The sequence below is a fragment of the Nonomuraea deserti genome (genome assembly GCF_004348685.1).
Taxonomy (GTDB): domain Bacteria; phylum Actinomycetota; class Actinomycetes; order Streptosporangiales; family Streptosporangiaceae; genus Nonomuraea; species Nonomuraea deserti.
Map to the genome: position 1 here is coordinate 1 of NZ_SMKO01000031.1, position 16,639 is coordinate 16,639.

At 71.8% G+C, this 16,639-nt stretch carries 13 protein-coding genes and 1 pseudogene; 5 read left to right on the plus strand and 9 right to left on the minus strand.

Annotated features, from left to right (window positions below; translation table 11 throughout):
- The 8 genes and pseudogenes from E1292_RS14745 to hypF form a co-directional block, all read right to left on the minus strand.
- A pseudogene (locus E1292_RS14745) lies at positions 1 to 512 on the minus strand (hypothetical protein); the annotation flags it as partial.
- A 6-nt stretch (positions 513 to 518) separates the two neighbouring features.
- Positions 519 to 1,136, minus strand: a complete 618-nt coding sequence (locus tag E1292_RS14750; protein WP_132595710.1) for a DUF6084 family protein — start codon at positions 1,134 to 1,136, stop codon at positions 519 to 521.
- A gap of 26 nt (positions 1,137 to 1,162) precedes the next feature.
- Positions 1,163 to 1,381, minus strand: coding sequence for a hypothetical protein (locus E1292_RS14755; protein WP_165974538.1), 219 nt, complete (start codon positions 1,379 to 1,381; stop codon positions 1,163 to 1,165).
- Positions 1,378 to 2,058 (minus strand): DUF5947 family protein, encoded by a 681-nt coding sequence (locus tag E1292_RS14760; protein WP_132595711.1) that lies wholly within the window; start codon positions 2,056 to 2,058, stop codon positions 1,378 to 1,380. The genes E1292_RS14755 and E1292_RS14760 overlap by 4 nt, the downstream gene beginning before the upstream one ends.
- Positions 2,059 to 2,096: 38 nt before the next feature.
- Positions 2,097 to 2,552 carry a NifU-related iron-sulfur-binding protein gene (locus E1292_RS14765; protein ID WP_132595712.1) on the minus strand — a complete coding sequence of 152 codons (456 nt, stop codon included), beginning with the start codon at positions 2,550 to 2,552 and terminating at the stop codon, positions 2,097 to 2,099.
- Between the two features lie 10 nt (positions 2,553 to 2,562).
- Complete coding sequence (locus tag E1292_RS14770) at positions 2,563 to 4,368, minus strand: nickel-dependent hydrogenase large subunit (RefSeq protein ID WP_246090119.1); 1,806 nt, start codon at positions 4,366 to 4,368, stop codon at positions 2,563 to 2,565.
- Positions 4,369 to 4,383: 15 nt separating this feature from the next.
- Positions 4,384 to 5,430, minus strand: a complete 1,047-nt coding sequence (locus E1292_RS14775; protein ID WP_132595713.1) for an NADH-quinone oxidoreductase subunit B family protein — start codon at positions 5,428 to 5,430, stop codon at positions 4,384 to 4,386.
- Between the two features lie 143 nt (positions 5,431 to 5,573).
- Positions 5,574 to 7,856, minus strand: a complete 2,283-nt coding sequence (hypF, locus tag E1292_RS14780; protein ID WP_181958232.1) for a carbamoyltransferase HypF — start codon at positions 7,854 to 7,856, stop codon at positions 5,574 to 5,576.
- Positions 7,857 to 8,031: 175 nt separating this feature from the next.
- On the opposite strand from hypF, the gene E1292_RS14785 reads away from it, so the two are divergent.
- Positions 8,032 to 9,867, plus strand: coding sequence for a glycoside hydrolase family 15 protein (locus tag E1292_RS14785; RefSeq protein ID WP_132595714.1), 1,836 nt, complete (start codon positions 8,032 to 8,034; stop codon positions 9,865 to 9,867).
- Between the two features lie 127 nt (positions 9,868 to 9,994).
- Here E1292_RS14785 and E1292_RS14790 read toward each other — a convergent pair whose 3' ends face one another.
- Positions 9,995 to 11,074, minus strand: a complete 1,080-nt coding sequence (locus tag E1292_RS14790) for a LacI family DNA-binding transcriptional regulator (protein ID WP_132595715.1) — start codon at positions 11,072 to 11,074, stop codon at positions 9,995 to 9,997.
- 301 nt (positions 11,075 to 11,375) lie between these two features.
- Here E1292_RS14790 and E1292_RS14795 point away from each other — a divergent pair, with 301 nt between their 5' ends.
- From E1292_RS14795 to E1292_RS14810, 4 genes are all read left to right on the plus strand, one after another.
- Positions 11,376 to 12,341: a carbohydrate ABC transporter permease gene (locus tag E1292_RS14795; RefSeq protein WP_132595716.1), complete on the plus strand. Its 966-nt coding sequence runs from the start codon at positions 11,376 to 11,378 to the stop codon at positions 12,339 to 12,341.
- Positions 12,331 to 13,182: a carbohydrate ABC transporter permease gene (locus E1292_RS14800; RefSeq protein ID WP_132595717.1), complete on the plus strand. Its 852-nt coding sequence runs from the start codon at positions 12,331 to 12,333 to the stop codon at positions 13,180 to 13,182. Before E1292_RS14795 ends, E1292_RS14800 begins: the two co-directional genes overlap by 11 nt.
- Before the next feature lie 77 nt (positions 13,183 to 13,259).
- Positions 13,260 to 14,546 carry an ABC transporter substrate-binding protein gene (locus E1292_RS14805; protein WP_132595718.1) on the plus strand — a complete coding sequence of 429 codons (1,287 nt, stop codon included), beginning with the start codon at positions 13,260 to 13,262 and terminating at the stop codon, positions 14,544 to 14,546.
- Positions 14,543 to 16,606, plus strand: coding sequence for a hypothetical protein (locus E1292_RS14810; protein WP_132595719.1), 2,064 nt, complete (start codon positions 14,543 to 14,545; stop codon positions 16,604 to 16,606). Before E1292_RS14805 ends, E1292_RS14810 begins: the two co-directional genes overlap by 4 nt.
- The last annotated feature ends 33 nt before the right edge of the window (positions 16,607 to 16,639 follow it).

The following is a 16,639-nucleotide window of genomic DNA, read 5'->3' on the forward strand; positions in this document are numbered from 1 at the left end:
CTCTCCCGCAGCCCGTCCGTCGGCCCGTCCAGCGCTTCCTCCCGCAGCCCGTCCATCGGCTCGTTCAGCGGCTCGTCCATCGGCTCGTCCAGCGGCTCGTCCAGCGGTCCGTTGAGCGGCTCGACCCGGCGTCCGGCGGGCAGTTCGACGGCCGTGACGGCCGGGCCGTGCGCCAGCTCGTCCACGACGAGGCCGGGCATGGTCAGCTCGCGCTCCCGCGCCTCCTCGCCGGCCAGGCGGCCGGGGCCGCCGGCGACCGGCTCGCGGGTGACGACGTGCAGGAACCGTACGCACACGTCGACGGTGTCGCCGGGCTCCGCTTCGACGAGGCATTCCATACGCATCCGCCAGCGGTTGCCGTCGTGGGCCCGGCCGTACGCCTCGGGGTGCACGCCGCCGATCGTCCAGCGGTGCCGGTTCTTCAGCGACGACTCGCGGTACGGCCACAGCAGGTAGCCCTCATACAGCACGGCCCGGGCGATCTGCCGTACCTGATCCGTCTGCGGGTCCATGCGCGGTCAGCCTCCGCTCGTTTCCAACAGTGACCTGACCGTGTCGTCCCATCCGAGCAGGGTGTGCCGCACCCGGTGCGCGTACAGGCGGTCGAACGTGTCGCGATCCAGCCGGATCCAGGCCGTGCGCGGGAAGTGGCGGTCCATGAGCTCCTTCCACGCCAGCACCGGCATGCGGTGGCCCGCCTCGGTGTCCCACGGCAGGCAGGCCGCCTGCAGACGGCCGTCGTCGAGGTAGAAGACGGTCCCGGTGAACAGGAACCGCAGCGGCACCTCCCCGCCGGGCAGGCCGTGCAGGTAGGTGGCCGCGGCCACGTCGAAGTCGTACGTGCACGGGACGGTGAGCGTCGCCGGGGCGCTGCCGGTGAAGGCGGGCACGTGGGTGACGGTCCGGGCCCACAGCAGGCTGGACACGTTGCGCCCCCACGTCTCGGGCGGGCCGAACAGCCCTTCGAGCCGCCTCCGCGCGTCCTCGTCGTAGTCGCGCGCGTCGGCGTCGATGCGCAGCTGCGTGGCCAGCGTGAGCGCGCGGACCGGCGCGTCGGCGTGCACGCGCAGCCGGAAGTCGAGGGCGGGCGCGGCGGCCGGAGCGGCCGCCTCGACGCCGAGGACTTCGATCCGCACGGCCGGTGCTGTCGGTGGCATCGTGATCAGGCGGGCGACAGGTTGGGCATGTCGGGGTCGATGGGATCGTGTTTGCGGGGATTGATGCCGGTCGAGCGCCGGGCTGTGGAGCTGCCGTCGGGCAGGTGGCCCTCCTGCTTGTCGTAGTTGCCGCGGCTGTTGCCCTCCTTGACGCCCTTCACGTGCGAGGGGGCGTCGGGGTGCACGTCCGGGCGACCCGTCCTGATCGGGTGTTTCCTGCTCACGCTGGGCTCCTGGTGTCGTCGTTGGCCGGTACGGTGACGGACCGGTCGTCGAGGTCGGTGAAGAATCTGGCGAGGTGCGCGCGCACGTCCTGGCCGCCGGTCAGCCCGCGCCAGCGGGCCCGGATCGTCCCGACGAGCGCGTAACAGTCGTCCAGCGGCACGATCCACGCGCCGCGGTCGCGGTCGACGAGCAGGGCCTCCACGTCCTGGCGCAGCTCCGCGAGCACCGGGTTGTCCCGCACCAGAAGGTCCCAGGCCGCCGGGTCGGCGGGCGCCCGCACCGCGCCGGCCGGGCTGGGGTAGAACTGGACGATCCCGCCGGAAGCCGAGTCGCGCACCAAACACACCATGCGCACCGGGGCGCCCAGCCGCGCCCACACCGGCTCGGGAAGGACGAAGCCGCTCAGCCGCCGGCGCCGGTCCGGCACCAGGACGTGGTGCCCGCCACCGGCCGCCACGTGGTCGAACAGCACCTGGCAGGCCCGGCACGCGCAGCGCAGCTCACGGGACGGCAGCTCCAGCAGGTGGCGGTGCACGTCCGGCAGCGCCTCGCCGCACAGCTCGCACACCTCCGCCTGACGGGCCGGCCCCCGCTCACGCGCCTGCGCGGCGAGCCGGCGCAGCAGCCCGGTCACGGTGTCCGCGGGCGGGTGCGCGCGGCCGGGTTCTCGGCTCACGGTGTCCGCGGGCGGGTGCGCGCGGCCGGATTCACGGCTCACGGTGTGCGCGGGCCGGAGCGCACGGCCAGGCTCTCGATCGGGATCAGCGGCGCCTTCTCGCGTTCGACCTCGATGTCGACGTGCTCGATCTCCGGGGCGGCGGCGCGTACCGCCTCCCGCAGGGCCGACGTCGCCGCCGCGGACGAGGAGCGGCAGCCGGCGGGCCGCACGCGCAGCCGTACCAGGTCGTCCTCGACGGCGAGCACCTCGGCTGCGCCGCCGATCACCGCCTCGACGCGGGCCCGCACGTCCAGCGGATGCAGGTCGTGCAGCAGCAGGAGCGGCGCGACCGACTCGTCGGCGGCCAGCCGCGCCGCCTGCTCGTCCTCCAGGATCGCCATGACACGTGCCAGGCCCTCGCCGTACAGGTCGAGCAGCTCCTTGACGAGCTCGACCGCGTCAGGGCCGGCCTCGTCGAGCATGACCTCGATCCTCGCGATGCGATCGTCCATCCGCCCGCCCCTAACCGGAGAGACTCGCGCCGAAGGTGGGGGAGTGCACCTGTTTGAGCTCCTTGCCGCCGCCCAGGTACATGTGCACGCCGCACGGCAGGCAGGGGTCGAAGCTGCGCACCGTACGCATGATGTCGATGCCCTTGAACTCGTCGGGCCCGTTCTCCTCGAAGATCGGCAGCCCCTGCACGGCGTCCTCGTACGGTCCCGGCGTGCCGTACATGTCGCGCGGGCTGGCGTTCCACGGCGTCGGCGGGTACGGATGGTAGTTGGCGATCTTGCCGTCGCGGATCACCATGTGGTGCGACAGCACGCCGCGCACCGCCTCGTGGAAGCCGCAGCCGATCGCGTCGTCCGGCACGTCGAAGTCGGTGAACACCTGCGTGCGGCCGGCCCGCACCTCGCCCAGCGCCTGCTCCAGGAAGTGCACCGCCATCGCCGCCGCGTACGCGACGAAGTACGCGCGGGCCCGGTTGCGCTCGATGGTGTTGGCCCAGCGCGGCACCTTCCACTCCAGCCGCATCTCCGGCAGGGAGCCGCTCTTGGGCAGGTTGATCTCCACGCTGCGGCCCGTGGCGCGCACCGTGCCGGTGTCGACCAGGCCCGCGAGCGCCGTCGACCACAGCCGCGCCAGCGGGCCGCCGCCGGTGTCGAGCGCCAGGTGGTCGCCGGTGCGCTGGTCGTACCAGCGCGGGCTCATCACCCAGCTGTAGTTGCCGTGCTCCAGGTCGCGTTTCTGCGGCTTGGGCAGCGTCGTCTGGTTCCACGGGTGGCGCTGGTCCACCGGGTTGCCGAGCGGGTCGTGGGTGACGAACGTCTCCTCGGACTGCCAGTCGTCGTAGTAGGAGCTGCCCAGCAGGATCCGGATGCCGAGGTTGATGTCCACCAGGTTGGTGGTCAGCAGCTCGCCGTCCAGGACGATGCCCGGCGTGACGAACATGTTCCTGCCCCACGCGTTCATGGTGCGGTAGTCGTAGTCGACCACGGCCGGATCCTGGAAGGCGCCCCAGCAGCCGAGCATCACCCGCCGGCGGCCGACCTCCTCGTAGCCGGGCAGCGCCTCGTAGAAGAAGTCGAACAGGTCGTCGTTCATCGGGACGGCCTTCTTCACGAAGTCGAGCACCCGCAGCAGCCGCACCAGGTAGTCGGTGAACACCTGGGGCGTCGCCACCGTGCCCACGCCGCCCGGGTAGAGCGTCGACGGGTGCACGTGCCTGCCCTCCATCAGGCAGCACATCTCCCTGGTCACCCGGCTGACGTGCAGCGCCTCCTTGTAGACCGCACCGCTGAACGGGTTGAACGCGCGCATGATGTCGGCGATCGTGCGGAAGCCGTGCACCCCGGCGTTCGGCGCCTCCGCGGTCTCCGCCCGGCGCAGCAGGCTGGGGTTGGTCTCCTTGACCATCTGCTCGCAGTAGTCGACGAAGACGAGGTTGTCCTGGAAGAGGGTGTGGTCGAACATGTACTCGGCCGCTTCGCCCAGGTTGATGATCCACTCGGCCAGCGGCGGGGGCTTGACCCCGTACGCCATGTTCTGGGCGTAGATCGAGCAGACCGCGTGGTTGTCACCGCAGATGCCGCAGATCCGGCTCGTGATGAAGTGCGCGTCGCGCGGATCCTTGCCCTTCATGAACACGCTGTAGCCGCGGAACAGCGACGAGGTGCTCTTGCACTCGACGACCTCGCGGTTCTTGAAGTCGATCTTGGTGTAGATGCCCAGGTTGCCGATGATTCTGGTGATCGGGTCCCACGACATCTCCACCAGCTCGCGGGACTCGCCCGCTTGCTGCTTGGCGCCCGCTGTACGGGTTGTCACCTCGCCACTCTCCCTTTAGCCGTTTCCCCAGCGCGCGTCGTACCCGCTCGTCAGCCTGCGGCGGTTGTGACGCCACTTCGGTTCCTTGTTGGCCGTGTTGTTCGTGATCGAGCGCATCCTGCGGATCAGCGAGCCGTACGCGCCGCTGAGTGCCGCCGACACCGATCCGCCGGGGGGTTCGTCCATGAACGGCATGAACTTGTCGGGGAAGCCGGGCATGGTGCAGGCGATGCAGATGCCGCCCACGTTGGGGCAGCCGCCGACGCCGTCCATCCAGCCGCGCTTGGTGACGTTGCAGTTGACCACCGGGCCCCAGCAGCCGACGCGCACCAGGCACTTGGGAGAGTTGTAGTCGTGGGCGAAGTCGCCCTGCTCGTAGTAGCCGCCCCGGTCGCAGCCCTCGTGCACGGTCTTGCCGAACAACCAGGTGGGCCGGAGCATCTCGTCGAGCGGGATGGTGGGGGCCATCCCCGCCGCCTGGTAGAGCAGCCAGGTCAGCGTCTCCATGAAGTTGTCCGGCTGCACGGGGCAGCCGGGCACGTTGACGATGGGCAGGCCGCCGGCCGAGCGGAAGTCCTTGCCGAGGTAGTCGGCCAGCCCCATGCAGCCGGTCGGGTTGCCGGCCATGGCGTGGATGCCGCCGTAGGTGGCGCAGGTGCCGATGGCGACGACGGCCCAGGCCTTGGGAGCCAGCCGGTCGATCCACTCGTTCACCGTGATGGGCTCGCCGGTGGCCGGGTCGTTGCCCATGGACGTCCAGTAGCCGTCGCCGTTGATCCTCTCGTTGGGGATCGACCCCTCGACCACGAGGATGAACGGGCCGAGCTCGTCGTGGTGGGCCTGGTGGAAGGCGGCCATGAAGGCGTCGCCCACCTCGGTCGCCAGGACCTTGTTGTGCAGGTGCACCTTGGGCAGTCCCGGCACGAGCCCCAGCAGCACGTCCTCCAGGCTCGGCAGCGAGGCCGCGGTGACGGAGACGGTGTCGCCGTCGCAGCTCATCCCCTCCGAGGTCCACAGGATGTGAAGCTCGTCCAGACCTGTTGGCGTCTGCGTGGTCGTCATGGCCCAAGCCCCTTTCGTGGCCGGATGCAGAGTTGCTGGTCCGGTGTCGTGATGTGCCCGGACAGTAGCTCTACGTAGCGGACATACCGCCCCGGAAGCCGGCCGAAACCTCGCTGACCTGCGCGGAGGCGGAACCCGCCCGGCTAACGGAAGAGGTCGCGGGCGGCGGCGACGGCTGCCTGGCCGAGGCTGATGCCGCCGTCGCCGGCTGGGACGCCCGCATGGGTGAGCACCCTGAACCCGGCGCACTCCAGCCGCTCCACCGTGCGCTCCGCCAGCAGCACGTTCTGGAAGACGCCGCCGGACAGCGCCACCGTCGTCAGCCCCGTCTTCTCGCGCAGCGCCGTGCAGCACCGCACAATGAGCTCGCGGACGCCGTTGTGGAAGCGGGCGGACACGACCGGCGGGCCGGCGCCCCTGGTCAGGTCCTCCAGCGCCGCCCGCACCAGGTCCGCGCCGGCCACCACGAGCACCCCGTCGTGCCGCGCGATGCCCGCCGGATAGGCGCCGCGTTCCCCGGGGTCGGCGAGCTGCTCCAGCTCGATCGCGGCCTGCCCCTCGTACGTGATCGTGTCGCGCACGCCGGCCAGCGCCGCCACGGCGTCGAACAGACGTCCGGCGCTCGAGGTCGGCGGCGCCGCCGCCCCGCCGCGCCGGGCCAGCGCGGTCACGCTCTCCCACCGGGCCCCAGCGCGCCGTGCCACGGCCGTCGCGCCCGCCGCGTCGTCTTCCGGGCCGTCCAGGCCCGCCAGGTAGGCGGCGGCCATCCGCCACGGCTGCCTGATCGCCACCTCGCCGCCCGGCATCGGAACGGGCGCCAGATGCCCGGCCCGCTCGAACGAGACCAGGTCGGCGAGGAGGAACTCGCCGCCCCACAACGTGCCGTCGGCGCCGTAGCCGAGGCCGTCGAACGCGACGCCGATCACCCGGCCGTGCTCGCCGTTGTCGGCCAGGCACGAGGCGATGTGGGCGTGGTGGTGCTGCACCGGGACCGGTTCGGCGTCCGGCAGGCCCAGCGCGTACCGGGTGGACGGGTAGTCCGGATGGAGGTCGTGCGCGACCACCTCGGGGCGCACGCCGAGCAGGGCCGAGAAGTGCTCGATCCCCGCCGCGTACGCCCGCAGCGTCTCGTAGCCCTCCAGGTCGCCGAGGTGCGGGGACACGAACGCGTGCCGTCCGCGCGCCAGGCAGAACGTGTTCTTCAGCGCCGCGCCGCAGCCGAGGACCGGCCGGGGCGCCTCCCACGCCAGCGTGAACGGGGCAGGGGCGTGGCCGCGCGAGCGCCGCAGGAGCGTGCCCCTGCCCCGGACCACACGCGCCACCGAGTCGTCGGCCCGCAGGTGGATGGGCCGGTCGTGGGTCAGGAACGCGTCCGCCATGCCGCCGAGCCGGTCGAGGGCGGCGCGGTCGTCGTACTCGATCGGCTCGCCGGCGAGGTTCGCGCTCGTCAGCACGATGGGCGCGCCCGTCTCCGCGAGCAGCAGGTGGTGCAGCGGCGTGTACGGCAGCATCAGCCCGAGGAGACGCCGCCCCGGGGCGACCGCGACCGCCACGGCCCCGGAGACGTCCGCGCGGCGCGGCAGCAGCACGACGGGGCGCTCGCGGCCGGTCAGGAGCGCCTCCGCCACCGCGTCCACCTCGCACAGCCTCCTGGCCTGCGCCAGGTCGGCCACCATGACGGCGAACGGCTTGTCCTGCCGCCGCTTGCGCCGCCGCAGCTCCGCGGCGGCCCGCTCGTCGGAGGCCACGACCGCCAGGTGGTAGCCGCCGAGGCCCTTCACCGCCAGCACCCCGCCTCCGCGCAGCACCCCGGCGGCTCCGGCCAGCGGGTCGCCGCCGGCCTGCGGGGTGTCCCGCGCGTCCACCAGCCTGAGCGTGGGGCCGCAGGCCGGGCAGCAGACGGGCTGGGCGTGGAAGCGGCGGTCGGCCGGGTCGTGGTACTCGGCCAGGCAGGCGTCGCACATGGCGAAGCCCGCCATCGTGGTCAGCGGCCGGTCGTACGGCAGGGCCCGGGTGATCGTCAGCCGTGGCCCGCAGTTGACGCAGTTGACGAAGGGGTAGCGGTAGCGCCGATCGGCGGGGTCGGCCAGCTCCGCCAGGCAGTCGGCGCACGTCGCGATGTCGGGCGAGACCAGCGTGCGCGGCGTTCCCGACCGCTCGCTCGGCACGATCTGGAACCGGCCGTCGGACGCGCGGCCACCCCGGGTGACCGTGACACGCTCGATCGCGGCCAGCGGGGGCGCGTCGCGTTCGAGCCGTGTCAGGAACTCGGCGATCCGGTCGCGCTCGCCGTCCAGTTCGACGAACACGCCGCGGGCGTCGTTGCCGACCCGGCCCGCCAGCCCCAGCCGGGTGGCGAGCCCGTGCACGAACGGGCGGAACCCCACCCCCTGGACCACGCCTTCGACCCGGACCCGCACTCCCATCGGGCCAGTGTGCACCTGAAGGCGGCGGGATCCGGGCAGCCCCGCCGACACGTGGCACGCCATGCCGGGGAAGGCGGGGTTCGTACCGCTGGATCGGGGGGAGGGACGGCTGGATCGGGGGAGAGACGGCGGCGCGCCGTGGGTAGGGACAGCGCGACGTCGGAGAGAGGTTGCGATGGCCGGACAATTGGATCAGGCGGGCCACTGCGGGCCCGCCCGTTACCTGCCGATCGCCGAGCACGGCCTGATCGGCGACCTGCGCACCGTGGCGCTGGTGGGCACCGACGGCACCATCGACTGGTACTGCTGCCCGACCTTCGATTCGCCCAGCGTCTTCGGCTCGATCCTCGACGCCGACAAGGGCGGGGCGTTCGAGCTGGCAGCGAGCGTGCCCGCGAAGACCAAGCAGTTCTACTTCCCCGACACCAACGTCCTGATCACCCGGTTCTTCACCGAGGGCGGGGTGGGCGAGATCCAGGACTTCATGCCGGTGTCCAGCGACTCGGGCGAGGCCCGGCGCCACCGGCTGATGCGGCGGGTGATCTGCGTGCGCGGGTCGATCCCGTTCCACGCGCGGGTCGCGCCCCGGTTCGGCTACGGCGCGCAGCCGCACCGCGTTCGCGAGCACGACGGGGTGGTGCTGTTCGAGTCGGAGGACCTGTCGCTGGCGCTGACCGCCACGGTGCCGGTCGAATGCGACGACCTGGACGCCAGAGCGGCCTTCACCCTCGAGGAGGGCGAGTCGGAGGTGTTCGCGCTCGACCAGGTCGGCGGCGACGTGATGCCGCGCGGGTGCGCGTACTCCGAGGCCGAGGACGAGTTCGCCGCCACGGTGACGTTCTGGCGGCGGTGGTTGTCCGCCTCCCGCTACCGCGGCCGGTGGCGGGAGATGGTGCACCGGTCCGCGCTGACCCTCAAGCTGCTCACGTACGCGCCGACGGGCGCGATCGTGGCCGCGCCGACGACGAGCCTGCCCGAGCAGATCGGCGGCGAGCGCAACTGGGACTACCGCTACCTGTGGGTGCGCGACGCCGCCTTCGCCGTCTACGCCCTGCTCCGGCTGGGGTTCACCGGCGAGGCCGAGGCGTTCATGAACTTCCTGACCCGGCGCGTCACCCAGTGCGTCGACGGGCCCTCAGGGCCACTGCAGATCATGTACGGCATCGACGGGCGTACCGACCTGCCCGAACGCGAGCTCGACCACCTGGAAGGACACCAGGGCTCCGCCCCCGTGCGGGTCGGCAACGCCGCCGCGGGCCAGCTCCAGCTCGACATCTACGGAGCGCTCATCGACTCCATCTACCTCTACGACAAGTGGGGGCAGCCCATCTCCAGCGACCACTGGGACGAGGTCTGCGGCCTGGTGGACTGGGTTTGCGACCACTGGGACCAGCCCGACGAGGGCGTCTGGGAGACCCGCGGCGGGCGCAAGAAGTTCGCCTATTCGCGGCTGATGTGCTGGGTGGCGATCGAGCGGGCCATGCGGATGGCCAACCGGCGCGGCCTGCCCGCCGACATCCCGCGCTGGCGGCTCGCCCGCGACGCGATCTACCGCAAGCTCATGCGCCGCGGCTGGTCAAAGGAGCTCAAGGCGTTCGTGCAGTACGAGGACGGCGACGTGCTCGACGCCGCCGTCCTCATGATGCCGCTGGTGAAGTTCATCTCGCCCACCGACCCGAAGTGGCTGGCCACCCTCGACGCGCTCACCGCCGAGCTGGTGTCCGACTCGCTGGTCTACCGCTACGACCCGCAGGCCAGCCCGGACGGCCTGCGCGGGGAGGAGGGCACGTTCTCCATCTGCTCGTTCTGGTACGTCGAGGCGCTCGTGCGCGCGGGCCGCGTGGAGGAGGGCAGGCTGGCGTTCGAGAAGATGCTGACCTACGCCAACCACGTGGGCCTGTACGCCGAGGAGATCAGCCGCAGCGGCGAGCAGCAGGGCAACTTCCCGCAGGCCTTCACCCACCTGGCGCTGATCAGCGCGGCGTTCAACCTCGACCGCGCGCTCGGTTGAGGCTCAGCCCTCGGCCAGGTGGGTCCTGGGCACGTCGGCGAGCGGCTCGCGCCGGTCGCACGCGTCGAACGCGAAGCAGCCGGCCAGCCGGTCCCCGCGGACGCTGATCCACTGCATGTGCTCTCCTCTAGGACGGCGCGGGCCCCGTGCTGTCGCGGATGAGCAGCCGGGGCTGGAAGCGCACGTTGTAGCCGCCGCTCTCGCCGTTCATCAGCGCCCACAGCCGGTCCCACGCCTGCCGGCCCAGCTCGTTCTTGGGGATCGACACCGTGGTCAGCGGGGGAGTGGTGTAGCGGGCGAACGGGATGTCGTCGAACCCGGTGACGGACACGTCGCCGGGCACCCGAACGCCGAGCTCGTGCAGGCCGGTCAGCGCGCCGGAGGCCACCATGTCGTTGAACGCCACCACCGCGCTCGCGCCGCACTCCAGCACCGGGCCGGCCGCGGCGTGGCCGTCGTCGAACATCGAGCCGCACGGCAGCTCCGTCAGCGTGAACCCCGGGGTGCCGGCCGCCGCGGCGCGCAGCGCGGCGAGCCGCAGCGCGTGGGAGGAGCTGGCGTCGGGACCGCTCAGGTAGGCCAGGTGGCGGTGGCCGAGACCGGTGAGGTGGGAGACCAGGTCGTTGATGCCCGCGACGTTGTCGACCGACAGCGACGGGGCGGCCAGGCCGGGGACGTCCCGGTAGACGAGCACGAAAGGCGCCAGGCGGTCGCTGAGCTCGCGCAGCCGCTCGTCGGGGGCGCGGGGCGAGGCCAGCACGATCCCGTCGGAGTTGCGCCGCGCCTCGATCGCCAGGATCGTCTCCTCCTCGGCGTCCTCGTTGGACTCGGCCACCAGCAGCTGGCGCCCTGCCTTGCCCGCGGCCTGGCTGAGCCCGCGCAGCACGCCCTGGAACAGCGGGTTGGCCAGGTCGGGGACGACGAGGGAGATCGTGCCCGTGCGGCCGAGCGCGAGGCTGCGGGCGGCCACGCTCGGCTCGTAGTCGAGCGCCTGCGCGGCCGCGCGCACGCGGGCGGCGAGCTCAGGTTTGACGGTGGTGGAGCCGTTCATCACCCGGGACACGGTGGCGCGGGAAACGCCCGCGGCCTCGGCGACCCGGCTGATGGTCGCCGCGCCCGCCGGCCGTGGCCCGCGCCTCCCCGCCGGTCCCGGCTGGGATGCCGGCTCTTCCCGGTCCTCTGCACGCTCTCCCGTGCCTGCCCTCATCCGCTCCCCCTGCACGCTCCGGCCGTTCCGCCTGCATGCATTAAATCGCCGAGCCGTGACGAGCGCGCCCGCGGCCGGGCGCGCTCGCAAGATACCGGTTTCTCAATACCGCTGCAACCGGTTGCCGCATGGGTCGGAAGGAAAATGTTGTCCGGCGTTGCCGCAGCTCAGTGCTTCGCTCGACAAGCGTTGACACCCTCTTCCGGCTCTGTTAGAAACTGGTTACTCACAGGCCGGACGGCACCTTGGCCCCGGTCGCCCTGACACGCGCAACCCCCGCGCGATTGGCAAAGGGTGGTCTATGAGCAACCGTTTGACCCCGGCCATCGCCCCGCCCGAGCGAGAGCCCCCTCTCGCGCGCGGGAGGCGGCGGCGACGGCGGTCCTCGCCGAGCGGCCCCGCGCGCGACCGCATCGGCTACCTCTTCCTGACGCCGTGGTTCATCGGCATGGCGCTGTTCACCGTGGGGCCGATCCTGGCCTCCCTCTACCTGTCGTTCACCGAATACACCCTGCTCAAGCCGCCCGAGTGGCTGGGGCTGGACAACTACCGGCAGATGCTGGAGGATCCGCGGCTGCACAAGTCGCTCGCGGTCACGTTCGTCTACGTGTTCGTGTCGGTGCCCGTCCAGCTGGTCCTGGCGCTGGCGCTGGCGCTGCTGCTCAACCGGGGCGTGCGCGGGCTGGGCTTCTACCGCTCGGTCTACTACCTGCCGTCGCTGCTCGCGGGCAGCGTGTCCGTCGCGATCCTGTGGCGGCAGATCTTCGGCAAGGAGGGCCTGGTCAACCAGGTGCTCGCGACCGCCGGCATCGAGGGCGTCAGCTGGGTCGCCCACCCCGACTTCGCCCTGGGCACGCTCATCGTGCTCAACGCGTGGACGTTCGGCGCGCCGATGGTGATCTTCCTGGCCGGGCTGCGCCAGATCCCGCACTCCTATTACGAGGCGGCGGAGGTCGACGGCGCGGGCCCGGTGTCGAGGTTCTTCCGCATCACGCTCCCGCTGCTGACGCCGATCATCTTCTTCAATCTCGTGCTGCAGCTGATCGGCGCCTTCCAGAGCTTCACCCAGGCGTTCGTGATCAGCGGGGGTCGGGGCGGCCCGTCCGACGCCACCCTGCTCTACACGCTCTACCTCTACGAGCGCGGCTTCGGCTCCTTCGACATGGGCTACGCCTCCGCGATGGCGTGGGTGCTGCTGGCCATCATCGCCGTCCTGACCGGACTCAACTTCCTCTTCGCCAAGCGGTGGGTGTTCTATGGCAACTGAGCTGAGGCCTTCGCGCCGCCGGTCGTGGCGGCTGCCGAAGCACGTGCTGCTCATCGGCTTCGGGCTGGTGATGCTCTATCCGCTGCTGTGGATGGTGTCGAGCTCCGTCAAGCCCACGGAGACGATCTTCCGGGACCCCTCGATCTGGCCGACCGAGCTCGACCTGGCCAACTACATCGACGGCTGGGGGGCGCTGAGCCACCCGTTCCACTTCTACCTGCTGAACTCCGCGGTGATCGCGATCCTGGCGGTGGCCGGCAACCTGCTGTCGTGCTCGCTGGCGGCCTATGCGTTCGCCCGGCTGGAGTTCCGGGGCCGCAACCTCTTCTTCGCCGCGATGCTGGCGACCCTGATGCTGCCCATCCACGTGCTCATCGTCCCCCAGTACGTGCTGTTCTCCCAGCTCGACTGGATCAACACCAACCTGCCGCTGGTCGTGCCGAAGTTCCTGGCGCACGACGCGTTCTTCATCTTCCTGATGGTGCAGTTCATCCGTGGCCTGCCCCGCGAGCTCGACGAGGCGGCCCGCATCGACGGCTGCGGCCACATCAGGATCTACTGGCGCATCATCATCCCGCTGTCGGTTCCCGCGCTGGCGACCTCGGCGCTGTTCACGTTCATCTGGACCTGGAACGACTTCTTCAGCCAGCTCATCTTCCTGACCGATCCCGAGCTGTGGACGATGCCGGTGGCGCTGCGGTCGTTCATGGACGGCCAGGGTGAGACGGCCTGGGGCGAGCTGTTCGCCATGTCCATCGTCGGGCTGATGCCCATCTTCGGGTTCTTCCTCGCCGGTCAGCGTTACCTGACCCAGGGCATCGCGACCACGGGCTTCAAGTGATCCCGGCGCGGCGTGTCCCGCGGGCACCCCTCCACGGGCGATTAAAACGTTCTATCTCAGGAGAAAGGAAAGGGCCGATGTCACGAAGGTCCACAAGGCTCGCGGCGCTCTGCCTGGCCGGCGTCATGCTGGCGGCCTCCGCCTGCGGCGGCGGGTCGTCGGAGAGCGACGACGGCACCGTCGAGCTGCGCTTCGGCTGGTGGGGCAACAACGACCGCGCCGATGCCACCCAGAAGGTCATCGACGCGTTCCAGGCCAGGAACCCCGGCATCAAGGTCAAGGGCTCGTACACCGACTTCAACTCCTACTTCGACCGGCTGGCCACCGAGGTGGCCGCCGGGCGCGCGCCCGACGTCATCACGCTCGGCGGCGCCTACCCGCGCGAATACGGCGACCGCGGCGCCCTGCTCGACCTGTCCAAGGTGAACCTCAAGATGGACAAGATCGGCGCGGCGGCGCTGGGCAACGGCAAGTTCGGCGGCGTCCAGTACGGCGTGCCCTCCGGGGTCAACGCGATCGCCACCGTGATCAACCCGGCCGTGTTCGAGAAGGCGGGCGTGGAGGTGCCCGACGGCGACACCTGGACCTGGGACGACTTCGAGCGCATCACCAAGGAACTCGCCGGCAAGCTGCCCAAGGGCACGTTCGCGCTGGCCGACCCCACCAGGACCGACATGCTGGACGTGTACTCACGCCAGCGCGGCGAGGCCCTCTACACCGCCGACGGCAAGGTCGCCATCAGCGCCAAGACGCTGGTCGACTGGTGGACGATGACGCTCGGACTGCGTGACGCCGGCGCGACCCCGCCCGCCTCGCAGACGGCCGAGCTCATCACCCAGCCCGCCCCGGAGCAGTCGCTGATGGGCCGCGGCCTGGCCGCGATGCAGTTCGACTGGAGCAACCAGCTCACCGCGCTGACCAAGGCCGCGGGGGCGCCGCTGAAGCTCATCCGGGTGCCAGGCGAGACCGGGGCCACCCAGCCCGGCATGTGGCTCCAGGCGTCGCAGATCTACAGCATCAACGCCAGGAGCGAGCACCCCGAGGAGGCGGCCAAGTTCGTGGACTTCCTGGTGAACAGCGCCGACGCCGGGAAGATCATACTCGCCGACCGCGGCATCCCGGCCAACTCCGACGTGCGGGAGGGCATCGCCAGCGTGCTCGGCGAGGAGGAGAAGGCCCAGGCCGAGTTCATCGACGGCCTGACGCCCAAGGCGGGCCCGCCGCTGGTGATCGGGCCCGCGGGCTCCACCGACACGCCCAAGATCCTCGACCGGGTCAACGCCGAGGTGTTGTTCGACCGGCAGAAGCCGGCCGAGGCGGCCGCCGACTTCCTCCAGCAGGTCGGGACGGCGATCCAGCAATGACCGGGGCCGGGATCGACCGCCGTGCGCTCGTCGGCCGGCACGCGGTCGAGGTGACGCGGATCGTGCCGGAGTCGCCGCTGTCGGTGGGCAACGGGGAGTTCTGCTGCACGGTCGACGTCACCGGGTTGCAGACCTTCCCGGACAGCCACCCGGTCGAGGACCGCACCGCCGCCGGGCCGGGGACGCTGCTGGCCACCATGTCCGCGTGGGGCTGGCACAGCGTTCCCGGCGCGTACGACCTGTCGGAGACGACGCGCGCGTACGACACGCCGCGCGGGCCGGTGCCGTACGTGGACATGGCAGGCGATCTGAGCGGCTCGGGCGAGTCGCCCGCCTCGGCCGCCGAGGCGTGGCTGCGGGCCAACCCGCACCGGCTGGACCTCGGCCGGATCGGGTTCGTCGCGACCGGCGGCCCGCCGCTGACCTCCGGCGACCTCACCGGGATCCACCAGCGGCTCGACCTGTGGACCGGCGTGATCACCAGCCGTTACCTGCTGCGTGGCGCGCCGGTCCGGGTCACCACCGCCTGCCATCCCGAGCGCGACGTGCTCGCCGTGCGGGTCGAGTCGCCGCTGCTGGCGAGCGGTCTCGCGGTGCGGCTGGCCTTCCCGTACGGGTCGCAGGCGTGGGGGAACGCGGCCGACTGGTCGCGTCCCGGCGCGCACGCCTCGAAGGTGCGCCCCTCTCCGGGCGGGTGCACGGTGGAGCGGGTGCTCGACGGCACCGCGTACGACGTGGCGGTGGCCATGACCGGCGGAGGCAGGGCCGCGCCCGGCGGGCCGCACGAGGTGCTGCTCACCTTCACCGAGCCGGCCGCCGAGCTGGTGGTCGCCTTCACGCCCGCCGCCGGCGGCGAGCTCCCCGGCTTCGGCGAGGTCGTCGCGGCGTCCGGCCGCCACTGGGCGCGCTTCTGGAGCACGGGCGGCGCGCTGGACCTGTCGGGCGGCGACGACGCGCGGGCTCCCGAGCTGGAACGCCGCGTCGTGCTGTCGCAGTACCTCACCGCGATCCACTGCGCCGGCTCCACCCCTCCGGCGGAGACCGGGCTGATGGCCAACAGCTGGCGGGGCCGCTTCCATCTGGAGATGCACTGGTGGCACGCGGCGCACTTCCCCTTGTGGGGGCGGGCAGGGCTGCTCGAACGCAGCCTCGGCTGGTACGCCTCCATCCTGCCGCGGGCCCGCGAGACGGCCAGGGCACAGGGCTGCCCGGGGGCGCGCTGGCCCAAGCAGGTCGGCCCCGACGGGCGGGAGAGTCCCAGCCCGATCGGGCCGTTCCTGCTCTGGCAGCAGCCGCATCCGATCTTCCTGGCCGAGATGGTGCGCCGCGCGGAGGGCCCCCGGGCAGTGGCCGAGTACGCCGGCATCGTGCTGGACACGGCCGCGTTCATGGCCGCCTTCGCGACCGGGGGACCCGGCGGGCACGGGCTGGGGCCGCCGCTGGTGCCGGCCCAGGAGTCGTACGCGGACGTGCGGGCGAGCGCCGCCAACCCGACGTTCGAGCTCGCGTACTGGTCGTGGGCGCTGGAGGTGGCCCAGCGCTGGCGGCGGCTGCTGGGCCTGGCGCCCGAGCCGGTGTGGGCGCATGTCGCCGCCGGCATGGCCCGCCCGCTGGTGCGCGACGGGCTCTACGCCGCGATGGACGCCCCGCCGTACACGGTGCGGGACGACCACCCGTCGATGTTGTACGCCCTGGGCTTCGTCCCGCCCACCCGGCTCATCGACCCGGAGATCATGCGCGCGACGCTGCGCGACGTGCTCGCCACCTGGGACTGGGAGAGCACGTGGGGCTGGGACTACCCCGCCATCGCGATGACGGCGACCCGGCTCGGCGAGCCGCGGACGGCGGTGGACGCCCTGCTGATGCCCGTGGCCAAGAACGCCCACCTGCCGAACGGCCACAACCGGCAGACCGCGTCCCTGCCCGTCTACCTGCCCGGCAACGGCGGCCTGCTGGCGGCGGTCGCTCTCATGGCCAGGGGCTGGGACGGCGGCCCGCCCGCTCCCGGCTTTCCCGCCTCCTGGCAGATCCGCCACGAGGGACTGCTGCCGCTGCCCTGACCCTGCCTGGTCCTCATGAAAAGGGGCAACGGA